This window comes from Capnocytophaga sp. oral taxon 878 (assembly GCF_002999135.1).
Classification (GTDB): Bacteria; Bacteroidota; Bacteroidia; order Flavobacteriales; family Flavobacteriaceae; genus Capnocytophaga.
Genome location: NZ_CP027229.1, coordinates 306,217 through 320,103, shown reverse-complemented (window position 1 = coordinate 320,103; position 13,887 = coordinate 306,217). Strand labels below are relative to the sequence as shown.

General features: G+C 35.2%; 12 protein-coding genes. 11 read left to right on the top strand and 1 reads right to left on the bottom strand.

Annotated elements, in window-relative coordinates; all coding sequences use genetic code 11:
• Positions 1-19: 19 nt before the first annotated feature.
• The 11 genes from C4H12_RS01365 (at position 20) to C4H12_RS01315 (ending at position 12,479) form a co-directional block, all read left to right on the top strand.
• Positions 20-949 carry a leucine-rich repeat domain-containing protein gene (locus C4H12_RS01365; RefSeq protein WP_106097322.1) on the top strand — a complete coding sequence of 310 codons (930 nt, stop codon included), beginning with the start codon at positions 20-22 and terminating at the stop codon, positions 947-949.
• Positions 950-1,361: 412 nt separating this feature from the next.
• Positions 1,362-2,483, top strand: coding sequence for a DNA polymerase III subunit beta (gene dnaN / locus C4H12_RS01360; RefSeq protein ID WP_106097321.1), 1,122 nt, complete (start codon positions 1,362-1,364; stop codon positions 2,481-2,483).
• Positions 2,484-2,558: 75 nt separating this feature from the next.
• The gene (locus C4H12_RS01355) at positions 2,559-4,649 is read left to right on the top strand and encodes an LTA synthase family protein (RefSeq protein WP_106097320.1); all 2,091 of its coding nucleotides are present in this window, start codon (positions 2,559-2,561) and stop codon (positions 4,647-4,649) included.
• Complete coding sequence (locus C4H12_RS01350; protein WP_106097319.1) at positions 4,633-5,850, top strand: HD domain-containing protein; 1,218 nt, start codon at positions 4,633-4,635, stop codon at positions 5,848-5,850. Before C4H12_RS01355 ends, C4H12_RS01350 begins: the two co-directional genes overlap by 17 nt.
• Positions 5,851-5,972: 122 nt before the next feature.
• Positions 5,973-6,992 carry a UDP-3-O-(3-hydroxymyristoyl)glucosamine N-acyltransferase gene (lpxD, locus tag C4H12_RS01345; RefSeq protein WP_106097318.1) on the top strand — a complete coding sequence of 340 codons (1,020 nt, stop codon included), beginning with the start codon at positions 5,973-5,975 and terminating at the stop codon, positions 6,990-6,992.
• A gap of 9 nt (positions 6,993-7,001) precedes the next feature.
• A complete protein-coding gene (locus C4H12_RS01340) occupies positions 7,002-8,390 on the top strand; it encodes a bifunctional UDP-3-O-[3-hydroxymyristoyl] N-acetylglucosamine deacetylase/3-hydroxyacyl-ACP dehydratase (RefSeq protein ID WP_106097317.1) in 1,389 nt (462 codons plus the stop codon).
• 7 nt (positions 8,391-8,397) lie between these two features.
• Positions 8,398-9,192, top strand: coding sequence for an acyl-ACP--UDP-N-acetylglucosamine O-acyltransferase (lpxA, locus tag C4H12_RS01335; protein ID WP_106097316.1), 795 nt, complete (start codon positions 8,398-8,400; stop codon positions 9,190-9,192).
• 38 nt (positions 9,193-9,230) lie between these two features.
• On the top strand, positions 9,231-9,797 hold the full coding sequence (efp, locus tag C4H12_RS01330; protein ID WP_106097315.1) for an elongation factor P: 567 nt from the start codon (positions 9,231-9,233) through the stop codon (positions 9,795-9,797).
• Positions 9,798-9,800: 3 nt separating this feature from the next.
• Positions 9,801-10,715 carry a UDP-3-O-(3-hydroxymyristoyl)glucosamine N-acyltransferase gene (locus C4H12_RS01325; protein WP_106097314.1) on the top strand — a complete coding sequence of 305 codons (915 nt, stop codon included), beginning with the start codon at positions 9,801-9,803 and terminating at the stop codon, positions 10,713-10,715.
• 86 nt (positions 10,716-10,801) lie between these two features.
• Positions 10,802-12,058 (top strand): ABC transporter permease, encoded by a 1,257-nt coding sequence (locus C4H12_RS01320; protein WP_106097313.1) that lies wholly within the window; start codon positions 10,802-10,804, stop codon positions 12,056-12,058.
• Positions 12,033-12,479, top strand: a complete 447-nt coding sequence (locus tag C4H12_RS01315) for a thioesterase family protein (protein WP_106097312.1) — start codon at positions 12,033-12,035, stop codon at positions 12,477-12,479. Before C4H12_RS01320 ends, C4H12_RS01315 begins: the two co-directional genes overlap by 26 nt.
• On the opposite strand, the gene C4H12_RS01310 is transcribed toward C4H12_RS01315, so the two are convergent.
• Positions 12,472-13,782, bottom strand: coding sequence for a phenylacetate--CoA ligase family protein (locus C4H12_RS01310; protein WP_106097311.1), 1,311 nt, complete (start codon positions 13,780-13,782; stop codon positions 12,472-12,474). The genes C4H12_RS01315 and C4H12_RS01310 overlap by 8 nt on opposite strands.
• Positions 13,783-13,887 lie beyond the last annotated feature (105 nt).

Genomic DNA, 13,887 nt, shown 5'->3' with positions numbered 1-13,887 from the left:
GAACGTAATTATTAAAAAAATGTCGTACATCAGATTTAAAAGTAAAATTATAGAGCAGAAGGTAAAACATTATCTTAAAAAGAAGCACGCTCATCTATTAGTGAAAGAAGGTAGGAGAGTATTGGTAAAAGAAGAGGGAGCTGAATTTGTTACTAAAATGCTTATTGAGAATGATGATTTGGTATCTGAAGACTTAGCTGAGTTGGAAATGTTTCCTAACATAAAGCAGTTGGAATTATATTCGGGGGGTATTACACACTTAGAAGCCTTGCCTCCTTTGGATAAACTAGAGAAACTGAATTTTGGAGTTGATGTTCGGGATTATTCACCTTTAGCTAAATACAAAAAGCTAAAAAATGTAGAGATTTATAACAGCGAAGTACAAGATATTAGCGCTTTGTGCGAGTTGCCTAAAATAAAAATTTTAAGTCTGTCGTCCAATAAAATTAGTAGTATTAAGGGGATAGAGAAGTTACAAAATCTTACTGAACTAACATTGGACAGGAATAATATAACTGACATTTCGCCTTTGGCAGCCTTACATAAGCTAACGTATTTACAATTGGAAAACAACCGAATAAGTGACTTATCGGCTTTGAAAAATATGAAAAACCTGACTTCCTTGCGCTTGAGCGACAATAAGATTACTAATCTTGCTCCGTTGAGAGAGCTTTGCTTAGAAACCTTGGAATTGGATAGTAATGCAATAGAAGACCTTAGTGATTTGGTTGGTATAAAAACGCTCAATAGATTATATATATGCTTTAATCCTATAAAAGATGCTTCGCCTTTGCTTAAAATGCCTCATTTGAAGCGGATATGGACAGATGCCACTGATATTTTCTTACCTTTAGAGGCATATTTTGAAAAGAATATTACAAATGTTGTACTTGGAGGGGTTTATCCTAATTTTATAGAGGCTCAAACTTATTCTTTTGGCAGGGAGTGATTGGGTAAGGGATAAAAGATATGCTTTTTTCTGTTTTTGGGGGTAAAAAACAGTTTTTTTTCGTTTTCGAGACATCATTTAGATGTTGAGGAAACGTTTTTTGTTTTTATTAGGTTGGGGTAGGTGTTATATACTGGGAGGGAGAAGGGGTAACTATCCTTCGTTTATAGTTCGTTTATCCTTCGTTATTCGTTCGTTCAAGATAGGCTGAGTTTTTGAGATAGTTTTTTGGGGTTTGGGGCTTTCTGAGTTTTAGGATGGGAGGCAGCAGGAAGGTTTTGGGGGAGTGTGGGGTATGGGGTTTGCTTTTAAAAAAATCGTTGAAATATTTGGTAGTTAGAAAAAATGTTTGTAATTTTGCATTCACTACCTATAATGGGGTAGCTTTTGTTATTTAAAATACAATAAAAATATGAGGTTTATAGTATCAAGTTCCTACCTACTTAAAAAATTACAAGTGTTTGGCAGTGTTATTAACAGCAATAACACTATGCCTATATTGGATAACTTTTTATTTGAACTATCTACCAATTCATTGACCATCTCGGCTTCGGACTTAGAGACCACTGTGAAAGGTACTTTGCAAGTGGAATCGGATTCGGAGGGTAGTATAGCGGTATCGGCTAAATTATTGATAGATATTCTTAAGACATTCTCGGAACAACCGCTTACTTTCTTGGTGAAAGAGAATAATGTAATAGAAATCAGTTCGACTACGGGTAATTATTCATTGGCATACTTAGACGGTGCTGAATTCCCACGTCCTGTGGAGTTACCTGAGGCGAGTAGGGTTACTATGCTTGGTGATGTACTTTCGACAGCTATACAAAAGACTATCTTTGCTGTGGGCAATGATGATTTGCGTCCTACAATGAGTGGTGTTTTATTCCAGTTCAACGAAAACGGGCTTACTTTTGTAGGTACTGATGCTCATAAATTGGTAAAATACGAACGTTTGGATATTAAAGCTAGTGAGGCTACAGACTTTATTATGCCTAAAAAGCCGCTGAACATATTGAAAGGTATTTTGGCGGGTAGTGAGGCTGAGGTGACAGTAGAATACAATGAGAGTAATGCTAAATTCTCATTTGATGATATGGAGTTTATCTGTAGACTTATAGACGGGAAATATCCTAACTATGATGCTGTTATCCCTAAAGAAAACCCTAACAAGCTGACTTTAAACCGCTCTCAATTTTATAACTCGGTAAATCGTTTGTCATTATTCTCTAATAAAACAACACATCAAATACGCTTAAAGGTAGCGGGCTCTAGCTTGGTAATATCGGCAGAGGATGTGGATTACAGTAATAAGGGAGAGGAACGATTTACTTGCAATTATCAGGGAGATGATATGGAGATAGGTTTCAACTCTAAGTTTTTAAAGGAGATGATAAACAACTTAGACTCTGACGAGATATTGCTTGAGATGTCGATGCCTAATCGTGCGGGTATTATTACTCCTATTGATGGGCTTGATGAAGGGGAGAAAGTACTTATGTTGGCGATGCCAATAATGCTTAATAATCAGTAAAAATTGTTCATTGTTAATGAAACGCCTTAAATTTAAAAGCACTAAGGCGTTTCTTTTTTTAATCATACAGCTTATATGGCTTATTTCTTAAACAAACTCAAACCTTTTTTGTACATAGGGGGCTTATATGTAGTATTATCGGCATTGATGCGTATTGTATTCATTGCTCACCCTATTACTACGGCACAGTTTTCGGTAGTTGATATACTGAAGATGTTTTCGGTAGGGTTGGTATCGGACACGCTTACTATTGTACTTGCTATGAGTATTTTGGCAGTTTATTTGGTGTTTATTGCCAATGTAAAGTACAAGAAGCCTTATGGGTATCTGATTTTGGGAATATTGCTGCTTTTTTTAGCATATATTCAGTTTTATCCTAATAATATTTTTGCACAATACGGGGGAGTTATACCAGAAATAGCCTTAGCATTTTTTGGGCTGAAGACACTGTGCTTTGCCTTACTGTTGTTTTTTCCAAAATATAGGGTTACTTTACGAAATATACTGTACTTTATAACTCTTGCTATCTATATTTTTGCGATAGTAATGAATGCTGTAAGTGAGTATTTCTTTTGGAATGAATTTGGCATCAGGTATAACTTTATAGCGGTTGATTATCTTATCTATACTAATGAAGTGATAGGTAATATTATGGAGAGTTATCCTGTTGTACCTTTATTTACAGGTGTTTTTGTGGTAGTTTTGGCTCTTACTATTTGGGTATTTGTAAAAACTAAAGAGGCACTAGTATCTATTCCTACTCTTGTACAAAAAGTAAGTTATTGTGTGTTATATGGGATATTGGCTTTGTTTGGGTTATGGCTATTACCTAACTTGCATAAACTAAGTGGCAGCAATGTATTTGCTAGCGAAATACAAGCTAATGGAGTATACAAATTCTATTATGCTTTCACTCATAGTGAGTTAGATTACTTTCAGTTTTACCCTACTATTGATGAAGCTGAAGCCGAAGTTAATGTACTACGCCCATTACACGCCACAACTATAGAACGTGAGATTACAGCAGATACAACTGAAAGCCATAGAAATGTTGTGCTTATTTCGGTTGAGAGCCTTTCGGCAGAATATCTTGCTATTTTTGGCAATGATGATAACCGCACACCTTTTTTGAATAGCTTGGTAGATAAAAGTATATTTTTCACTAACCTTTATGCCACAGGTAACCGCACAGTACGCGGCTTGGAAGCACTAACCTTGTGCATCCCTCCTACACCTGGAGAGAGTGTAGTAAAGCGCAAAGACAATAAAAACAAATTTACTACTGGCAGGGTATTTGCGAGCAAAGGATATGATGTGAAGTACTTATATGGAGGTGATAGTTATTTTGACAATATGAAAGATTTCTTTGGTGGTAATGGCTATGATATAGTAGATAGAGATAGCTTTACACCTGAAGAAGTTACTTTTTCAAATATTTGGGGCGTATGCGATGAAGATATGGCTAATAAAGCTATTAAAGTAATGAATGAACAAGCTAAAACAGGCAAACCATTCTTTAATCATTGGATGACTGTGAGCAACCATCGCCCATTTACTTATCCTGAAGGGAAAATAGATATTGCGCCTACAGAAAAGAGTCGTACTGGAGGTGTAAAATACACCGATTATGCCTTACAGCGCTTTTTTGAAATGGCAAAAGAACAAGAATGGTACAAGAATACCCTATTTATAATTATAGCAGACCATTGTGCATCAAGCGCTGGAAGTACTGAATTACCTTTGGATGGATATAGAATTCCGTGTTTTATCTTAGGAGATTTTATTACCCCTAAAAAGATAGATACTATGGTTTCACAAATAGACATTATGCCCACAGCAATGGGGTTATTGAACTTTAGCTATACCTCTAAATTCATAGGGCAAGATGTACTAAAAGAAGGCTACAAACCGCGTGCTTATATTGCTACTTATCAAGATTTAGGGTATTTAACCCCTGAGAATCTTACTATTATTTCGCCTGTAAATAAGATTATGCAATACACATTACAAGCTAAAGCTGAACAACCTGCAGCAGCTTATCCTTTATTTTATGAACAAAAAGAAGTAGATACCCCTAAACAAGAAGGAGTGCATAATTGTATATCGACCTATCAGGCTACCTCGCAATGGTTAAAAAACAAACAACTGAATGCGACAACGAAATAAGCTAAAAATTATTAACGACCCGATTTATGGGTTTATTCATATACCGAGCTCATTAGTATTTGATATCATTGAGCATAGGTATTTCCAGCGGTTAAGACGCATTAACCAAATGGGACTCTCTTTCTTAGTGTTTCCAGGAGCTAAGCACACCCGTTTTGAACACGTTTTAGGTTGTATGCACCTAATGCAAAAAACGGTAGAAATGTTACGCTTTAAAGGAGTGCAAATATCGGATAAAGAAGCTGAAGGCTTATATATAGCTATATTATTACACGACATAGGACACGGACCTTTTTCACATGCTATGGAACATAGTATTGTGGAAGACATATCGCACGAGGAAATTTCGCTGCGCTTTATGGAAGAGCTGAACACTGAACTTGGAGGCAAACTAGAACTAGCTATAAGCATATTTAAAGGAGAGTATCCGCGTAAATTTATGCATCAACTGATCTCAAGTCAGTTAGATATGGATAGAGCTGACTACCTAAAACGGGATAGTTTTTACACTGGAGTAGCTGAAGGTAATATCAACTCTGAACGCCTAATTTCAATGCTTAATGTTCGCAATGATGAGTTGGTAGTAGAAGAAAAAGGCTTATACTCAGTAGAGAAGTTCCTTATTGCCAGAAGATTGATGTATTGGCAAGTATATCTACACAAAACCAGTGTAGGAGGAGAACAGATGCTTATTCGCCTACTAAAGCGTGCAAAAGAGCTTGTACAACAAGGAGATGAACTAAAAATGTCGACGGCTTTAGCTTTTTTTGTAAAAAACAGGATTACTAAGAATGACCTTAGTAAAGAAGTGCTAGAAAAGTTTGCTTTATTGGATGATACTGATATTTTTGCTGCAATGAAAGAGTGGCAGTTTCACCCTGATAAGATATTATCAGATTTGAGTGGTATGTTACTAAATAGGGACTTGCTAAAGATAAAGGTACGTACTAATAATTTTGAAGAGCAGAAAATAGTGCGCTTGCAAAAATTAGCTATAGCTAATGGCTATACTAATGAAGAGGTAAAATATTTTGTTTTTACAGGAATGATGACTAATAGAGCTTACAATCCTGAACGAGAAGTAATAAAAATACTCACCAAAAATGGCAGGCTAGTAGACATAACTAAAACTGCAGAAGAGCTAAGTTTAGAAGCTTTATCACAAACAACTGTGAAGTATTACATATGCTATCCGAAATAAAAAAATAGCAAAAAGAGTGTTGTTTAAAATATTTTTTATACTTTTGTAGCGGCAAATAGTACTTTGTAAGCTAAAAAACAAGGCACTTAATTGCTCTATTATTTTGATTATAAACTAATTAAATGAAATTTACAGCATTACAAATAGCCGAAGTACTCGGTGGTGAAGTAGAAGGAAATCCCGAAATTGAGGTATATAAGCTCTCAAAAATTGAAGAGGGATGTGAAGGAAGTATTTCATTTTTAGCCAATCCTAAATACAAACATTTTATTTATACGACAGATGCCTCAATAGTGATTGTAGGTAAAGACTTTGAAGCAGAAACTCCTATCAAGGCTACCTTAGTGAAGGTAGAAGATGCTTATGGAGCTTTTTCAAGGTTATTAGAGTTTTACAATAATGTTAAACTAAATAAAGTAGGTATTGAGCAGCCCTCATTTATAGCTGCTACAGCTTCATTAGGACAAAATGTATATGTAGGAGCCTTTGCTTATATTGGTGAAAATGTAATTATTGGTGAAAATGTAAAAATATACCCACACGTATATATAGGTGATAATGCTGTAATTGGAGATAATGTTACGTTATTTGCTGGTTGTAAAGTATATTCTGAAACTGTTATAGGAAAAAATTGTACCCTACATAGTGGGGTGGTTTTAGGTGCTGATGGTTTTGGTTTTACTCCTAATGATGAGGGCGTATACAGCAAAGTACCTCAAATAGGTAATGTTATACTAGAAGATGATGTTGAAATAGGTGCTAATAGCACTGTAGATAGAGCTACTTTAGGCTCTACTATCATCCGAAAAGGAGTGAAGCTAGATAACCAAATACAGATAGCCCACAATGTAGAGATAGGTAAAAATACTGTAATTGCAGCCCAAACGGGTATAGCAGGCTCTACGAAGATAGGAGAAAGTTGTACTATTGGAGGTCAGGTAGGTATAGTAGGACACTTACAGATAGGTAATAGAGTGCGCATACAAGCTCAAACAGGAGTAGGACGCAACCTTAAAGATGATGAGGTAATACAAGGTTCACCTGCATTAGGTTATGCTGAATATAACAAATCATACGTGATATTTAGGAAATTACCTAACTTACAAAAACGAATTGAAGATTTAGAGAAGAAAATAAAATAACAAATAGCTATGGTAAAGCAAAATACTTTATCGAATGAACTTACTATAGAAGGTATCGGTTTGCATACAGGCAAACAAGTAAAAATGATACTTAAACCTGCCCCCATAGACAATGGGTTCACTTTTGTGCGCTCTGACCTTGAGGGTAATCCTGTGGTAGAAGCTGATGCTGCCTATGTAGTAAGCACAGAACGCGGCACTGTATTAGAAAAGAAAGGTGTAAGAATTCAAACTTGTGAACATATCTTGGCTGCACTTATAGGCATGGATTTGGACAACGTGATTATTGAATTAAACGCTTCTGAACCTCCTATTATGGATGGTTCATCTAAGTATTTTGTTGAAGGTATTGAAAAAATAGGTATTGTAGCTCAAGATGCTCCGCGTTATGAATATGCAGTAAAACAAGTAATTACATACGTAAATGAAGAAACAGGCAGTGAAATAACTCTTATTCCTGCTGATGAGTACCAAATAACTACTATGGTTGATTTTGGAACTAAAATATTAGGCACTCAAAACGCTTATCTTAATAAGTTATCAGATTTCAAAAAAGAAATTGCTGATGCTCGTACTTTTAGTTTCTTACATGAACTAGAAACCCTTTTAGATCATGGACTTATCAAAGGAGGTGATCTAAATAATGCTATTGTGTATGTAGATAAGGAGATATCAGACACTACTATGCAAAAACTAAAAAAAGTGTTTAACAAAGAACATATTTCAGTTAAACCTAATGGAGTGCTTGATAACCTTACTTTACACTACCCTAACGAAGCTGCCCGACATAAACTACTTGATGTAATAGGTGATCTTGCTCTTGTAGGAAGTCGTTTCCGTGGCAAAGTTATTGCTACTAAACCAGGACACTTTACCAACACTCAATTTGCTAAAAAACTCTCAAAGATTATAAAGAATGAGCGTAGGAATAATGTTCCTGACATTGACATAAATCAACCTCCTTTGATGAGTACTGCAGATATCATTAAGTTTTTACCTCATCGTTCCCCGTTCTTATTAGTAGATAAAATATTTGAACTTTCGGATAAACATGTAGTAGGCTTAAAAAATGTTACTATGGATGAACCTTTCTTTGTAGGTCACTTCCCTGGTGCACCAGTAATGCCTGGTGTATTACAGATAGAAGCTATGGCACAAACAGGAGGCATTCTTATTCTTAGTACAGTACCTGACCCTGAAAACTATCTTACTTACTTTATGAAGATAGACAATGCTAAATTCAAAGTACAAGTAGTACCTGGTGATACACTTATTTTTAAATTGGAACTGCTAACTCCTATACGTCGTGGTATTTGCCACATGCAAGCTTATGCCTATGTAAATGGAAAGTTAGCTACTGAAGCTGAGCTAATGGCTCAAATTGTTAAAGTAAAATAGAAATTATATGATTCAACCTTTGGCTTATGTTCATCCTAATGCTAAAATCGCCAAAAATGTAGTGATAGAACCTTTTACTACTATCAGTAAAAATGTAGAGATAGGTGAAGGCACTTGGATAGGGCCTAATGTAACTATTATGGAAGGAGCTCGTATTGGGAAAAATTGTAAAATATTTCCTGGTGCAGTAATTTCAGCTATTCCCCAAGATTTGAAATACAAAGGAGAAGAAACTACTACTCATATAGGTGACAATACTACTATTCGTGAATGTGTAACTGTTAATAAAGGTACTTCTGACCGTATGCGTACAGTAATAGGTAACAACTGCCTTATTATGGCCTATTCACATATTGCTCATGATTGTATTATAGGCAATGATTGTATATTTTCTAACTCTACAACCCTTGCAGGGCATGTTACTATTGGCGATTTTGTGGTAATGGCAGGAATGACTGCTGTGTATCAATTCTGCTCTGTGGGAAGTTATGCTTTTGTTACTGGAGGATCAATGGTAGCAAAGGATGTCCCTCCTTATGCTAAGGCAGCACGAAATCCTATTTCGTATGTAGGTGTAAACTCAATAGGGTTACATAGACGTGGTTTTAGTACTGAAAAAATAAGAGAAATTCAAGATATATACCGTGTACTTTTCCAAAAAAAATGGAGTACTACGCACGCTCTTGAATATATAGAGGCTGAAATGGAAGCTACTATTGAACGTGATGAAATTTTACAATTTGTACGCAAGTCAAAACATGGCATTATGAAAGGTTACCATGGTGACTTACTTAAAGACTAAGAACTTAAAACTAGAAATAATAACTTAAAACTAAATAGATGGCAACAACAGCAGACATCAAAAAAGGATTGTGTATCCGTTTTAACCATGATATTTATAAAATCATTGAATTTTTACATGTTAAACCAGGTAAAGGTCCTGCCTTTGTACGTACTAAACTCAAAAGTGTTACTACAGGAAAAATACTTGATAACACCTTTTCTGCAGGTCATAAAATTGAAGATGTACGTGTTGAGACTCGTTCTTTTCAATATCTCTATGCCGAAGGTGATCAATTCGTGTTTATGAACAATGATGATTTTAATCAAGTACATATTCGTAAAGATATGCTTGATTACCCTGACCTTCTAAAAGAAGGTGAAACTGTAATGGTTATTTTCAATGCTGAAGACGAAACCCCTCTTTCAGTAGAAATGCCTGCTAATGTTATTCTTACTGTTACCCATGTAGAGCCTGGTGTAAAAGGCAATACTGCTACCAATGCAACAAAACCTGCTACAGTCGAAACTGGTGCCATAGTAAATGTTCCTCTCTTTATTAATGAAGGAGATCGTATAAAAGTAGAAACAGAAAAAGGCACTTACGTTGAAAGAATGAAAGACTAAACTATGCGTTTCCCTCACCTTTATACCCTCAAACAAATTGCTACTATTATCAATGCTAAATTTGTAGGCGATGAGCAATTCCCAGTACTTGGAATGAATGAAATTCATGTAGTACAAACTGGTGATATAGTTTTTGTAGATCATCCTAAATATTATGAGAAAGCCTTACAATCAAAAGCAACTATTATACTTATAAACAAAAAAGTAGAGTGCCCTGAAGGAAAAGCATTACTCATTTCTGATGATCCTTTCCGTGATTTTAATAAGTTAACAGCTTTTTTCAAACCTTTTCAACAAGCTGTAGCACTCATTGCTCCTTCTGCTCAAATAGGAGAAAATACTATAATACAACCTGGTGCTTTTATTGGTAACAATGTAAAAATAGGTAAAAACTGCCTTATTCATACTAATGTAAGCATTTATGATAATTGTATAATAGGTGATAATGTTACTATTCATGCAGGCACTGTGTTAGGAGCTGATGCTTTTTACTACAAAAAACGTCCTGAAGGTTTTGATAAACTAATATCAGGGGGGCGTGTAGTCATTGAAAATGATGTTGATTTAGGAGCTCTTTGCACTATTGACCGTGGTGTCTCTGGTGACACTACTATTAAAAATGGTACAAAAATTGACAACCAAGTACACATAGGACATGATACGATAGTAGGTGAGCGATGCCTTATCGCGTCACAAACGGGTATTGCAGGATGCGTAGTAATTGAGGATGAAGTAACTATTTGGGGACAAGTAGGAATGACTAGTGGTATTACTGTTGGTAAAAAAGCTGTTATTTTAGCTCAAAGCGGTATATCAAAGTCTTTAGAAGGAGGACAAACTTACTTTGGTTATCCTGCTGGTGAAGCTCGTGAAAAGTATAAAGAAATGAGCGCTTTGAAGCAGCTTATCAAACAATAATAATATTTTCAAAGTTTAACAATTAATATTGTAATTAGGCTTTACCAAAGGTCTTTGGTAAAGCCTTTTTTATTATATCTTTACAAATGTTAAAATCTATAAAGAAAGAAGCTTTACTACTGCTACGAGATGTAGGAGCTCTTATTATCCTCTTTGCAATGCCATTGTTGTTAGTTGTTACTATTACATTACTACAAGATGGCGCTTTTAAAAACATTAGTGAACAGAAAACCTCTATTTTATTAGTTGATAATGACAAGGGAAAGATTGCTAATTATATCATTCAAAACTTTAAAGGAAGTGCTTTTGACATAAAAAAAGAACTTAACAATAGCCCTATTACTGAAGATACAGCTCGTAAAGAAGTACTACAAGGCAACTATCTACTTGCTATAGTTATCCCTGAAAACCTTTCTAATGATCTACAAACGAAAGTACAAACTGAAGTAGACATTATCATTAATATCTTTGCTGGTGAAACAACAACTTCTTCCTACAAAACCTACTCTGCTAAGGAAATATGTTTGTATTTTGATCCTACTCTACAAACTTCTTTTAAAGAGAGTGTTAAAAGCAATATTGACAAGTTACTATATCAAATTGAAAATCAATTTATCTATAAAACTTTTGAGAGCAAACTAGAAGAAAGTGTTAAACTACCCAAAACAGAAACTTTAGTCACATTCCGAGAAATCAACCCTAATATGGCTACAGCAGCTATACCTAACTCCACTCAACATAATGTACCTGGTTGGGCTTTATTTGCTATTTTTTTTATTACCATTCCTCTTTCAGCAAGTATTGTAAAAGAAAAAACTCAAGGCACAGGACTACGCCTTTTCACTAGTCCTCTTCCTTATTGGGCTTTACTTATTGCTAAAATTATTATTTTTCTTATCATCAGCTTGCTACAATTCTGTTTAATGGTTGTAATAGGGGTATATGTATTTCCTTATTTAGGTTTACCTATTTTAGAAGTAGAGGGTAAACTCTTATCACTGCTTATAGTAGCTCTTGCTTCAGGACTTTCAGCTATAGGATTGGGTGTATTGCTTGGAACTCTTGCCAAGACACAAGAACAATCTGCTCCTTTAGGAGCTACTCTTACAGTACTTTTTGCAGCTATTGGAGGCGTATGGATACCTACTTTTGCTATGCCACACTTTATGCAGTTACTTTCTAATATTTCTCCTATGAATTGGGGTCTGCAAGCTTTTTATGATATACTATTACGTAGTGGAAACCTCTCATCTCTTTTCCCAAAAATAAGCGCCCTATTCCTCTTTTTTAGCAGCTGTATTCTAATTGCTATTTACTATGATAAAACCAAAAGAAACATATAAACCTACTAACCTTACTGAATCCCTTATTATTACAGTTCGATTTAGCGAAACTGACCCTTTAGGTATTGTATGGCACGGCAATTATATAAAATATTTTGAAGATGGACGTGAAGCCTTTGGAAAGAAATATGGCATCTCTTACCTAGATGTAGAGCAATATGGCTATGCTACCCCTATTATCAAAACTGTATGCGAACACAAAAAAATGGTACGTTATGGCGAACAGCTACTTATTGTAACTCAATATATGGCTACTGCTGCAGCTAAGCTCATCTTTCAATATAATATATATAACCAAGCAAATGAGTTAGTTTGCACTGGTGAAAGTATACAAGTATTTACTTCACTTGAAGACCACACACTTTCTTTCTACAAACCTGATTTTTTGATAAAATGGGAAAAAAGACTTCTTCTTAACTAATTAATTTTCTTCTATCTACAAACTTCATTGGTTTTCTACTACCTAATGGATAGAGTTGCTGTTCCAAAAGCTCTATATCACAAAACTCTATTTTAGGCACTACCCTTAGTTTTGCCCTAAAATGACTCACAATCTGTTCCTTAAAAGCTTCAGTAGGTATTCTTGTACCTATCTTTATTAGTATTTCATCAGTAAGTATATCATTAGTGTTTATTTCAATAATATAGTTCTCTATTGCCTCAAAATTAGTAAGTAAATCCATTAAGGCTGGTGGATAGAGAGTTGTACCCTTATACTTTATCATCTGCTGTTTACGTCCTAGAACAGGGCTTACACGTGAGGTATGCCTACCGCAAGAGCAGCTTTCTGTATACATTATTACTATATCACCAGTACGAAAACGTAGCAAAGGCATCCCTTCCACACCTAAAGTTGTAATTGTAAGCTCACCACTATGCCCAATAGGCACTGGATTACCCTCATCGTCTAATACTTCTGTAATAATAAGCTCAGGGTGATGGTGACCTCCATGTTGGTACTCACATTCAGTAAAAGTAGTACTCATCTCGGTTGAAGCATAAGTAGAATATAATTGTACTCCTTTCCACTTTTCTGTAATTTTCTGCGCAAGCAGTGTAGGTGTAAAGTCCTGATTACGTAGTGATTCTCCTATACATACTATTCCTTTTACTGATGATTTTTTATAATCAATACTATTCTTCTCAGCATATTCTATCATCTTCAGTACAAACGAAGGCACTGCTATTAGATAAGTAGGGTTATATAATTGGATTGAATCCCATTGTAGTTCAGGTATCCCTGCCCCTACCCTAATAATACTTGCTCCTAACTTCCGAATACCTAAAAAGTAAGCTAATCCCGCCATAAACCGCCTATCAATAGTTGTCATTAGTTGCACTACATCTCCTTGTTTAATACCTGCACAAGCTAATGAAATGGCTTCATTATACGCTAGTCTATCTAAATCCTTATCAGTAAGTCCAAAAGTTACAGGAGTACCCATAGTACCCGATGTTGTAGCATAATCCACTATTGCTGCTTTAGGAACACATCTAAAAGCATCATTCTCACGCTGCAAATCATTCTTATCTGTTGTAGGTATCTTTTGTAAGTCAGCAAGCGTACGTATATCATCAACACAAATATGGTGCTCTTTGAAAAGCTTTTGATAAAAAATAGACTTCTCATTCAAATACCTTACTAACTCTCTTAGTTTTTCTTCCTGAAAAACCTTTATTTCCTCCTCTGTTTGTCTTTCTATGACTGGAATAAGTGTATTCATCATTTTGCTATAAAAACCATAAGAACTTTGCCAAGAGTAATTGCCTTTACAGCTCACTCTCTTTAGCAAAGTTCTTTATGAGGTTAATTTGCTTATTATCGCTAA

What these genes read in the sequence shown, in the direction of transcription:
- C4H12_RS01355 (WP_106097320.1), top strand. Translation starts at nt 2,559, where the DNA reads ATGGCTTATTTCTTAAACAAACTCAAACCTTTTTTGTACATAGGGGGC.
- C4H12_RS01325 (WP_106097314.1), top strand. Translation starts at nt 9,801, where the DNA reads ATGCGTTTCCCTCACCTTTATACCCTCAAACAAATTGCTACTATTATC.
- C4H12_RS01315 (WP_106097312.1), top strand. Translation starts at nt 12,033, where the DNA reads ATGATAAAACCAAAAGAAACATATAAACCTACTAACCTTACTGAATCC.
- lpxA (WP_106097316.1), top strand. Translation starts at nt 8,398, where the DNA reads ATGATTCAACCTTTGGCTTATGTTCATCCTAATGCTAAAATCGCCAAA.
- dnaN (WP_106097321.1), top strand. Translation starts at nt 1,362, where the DNA reads ATGAGGTTTATAGTATCAAGTTCCTACCTACTTAAAAAATTACAAGTG.
- C4H12_RS01365 (WP_106097322.1), top strand. Translation starts at nt 20, where the DNA reads ATGTCGTACATCAGATTTAAAAGTAAAATTATAGAGCAGAAGGTAAAA.
- C4H12_RS01310 (WP_106097311.1), bottom strand. Translation starts at nt 13,782, where the DNA reads ATGAATACACTTATTCCAGTCATAGAAAGACAAACAGAGGAGGAAATA.
- C4H12_RS01350 (WP_106097319.1), top strand. Translation starts at nt 4,633, where the DNA reads ATGCGACAACGAAATAAGCTAAAAATTATTAACGACCCGATTTATGGG.
- C4H12_RS01340 (WP_106097317.1), top strand. Translation starts at nt 7,002, where the DNA reads ATGGTAAAGCAAAATACTTTATCGAATGAACTTACTATAGAAGGTATC.
- efp (WP_106097315.1), top strand. Translation starts at nt 9,231, where the DNA reads ATGGCAACAACAGCAGACATCAAAAAAGGATTGTGTATCCGTTTTAAC.
- C4H12_RS01320 (WP_106097313.1), top strand. Translation starts at nt 10,802, where the DNA reads ATGTTAAAATCTATAAAGAAAGAAGCTTTACTACTGCTACGAGATGTA.
- lpxD (WP_106097318.1), top strand. Translation starts at nt 5,973, where the DNA reads ATGAAATTTACAGCATTACAAATAGCCGAAGTACTCGGTGGTGAAGTA.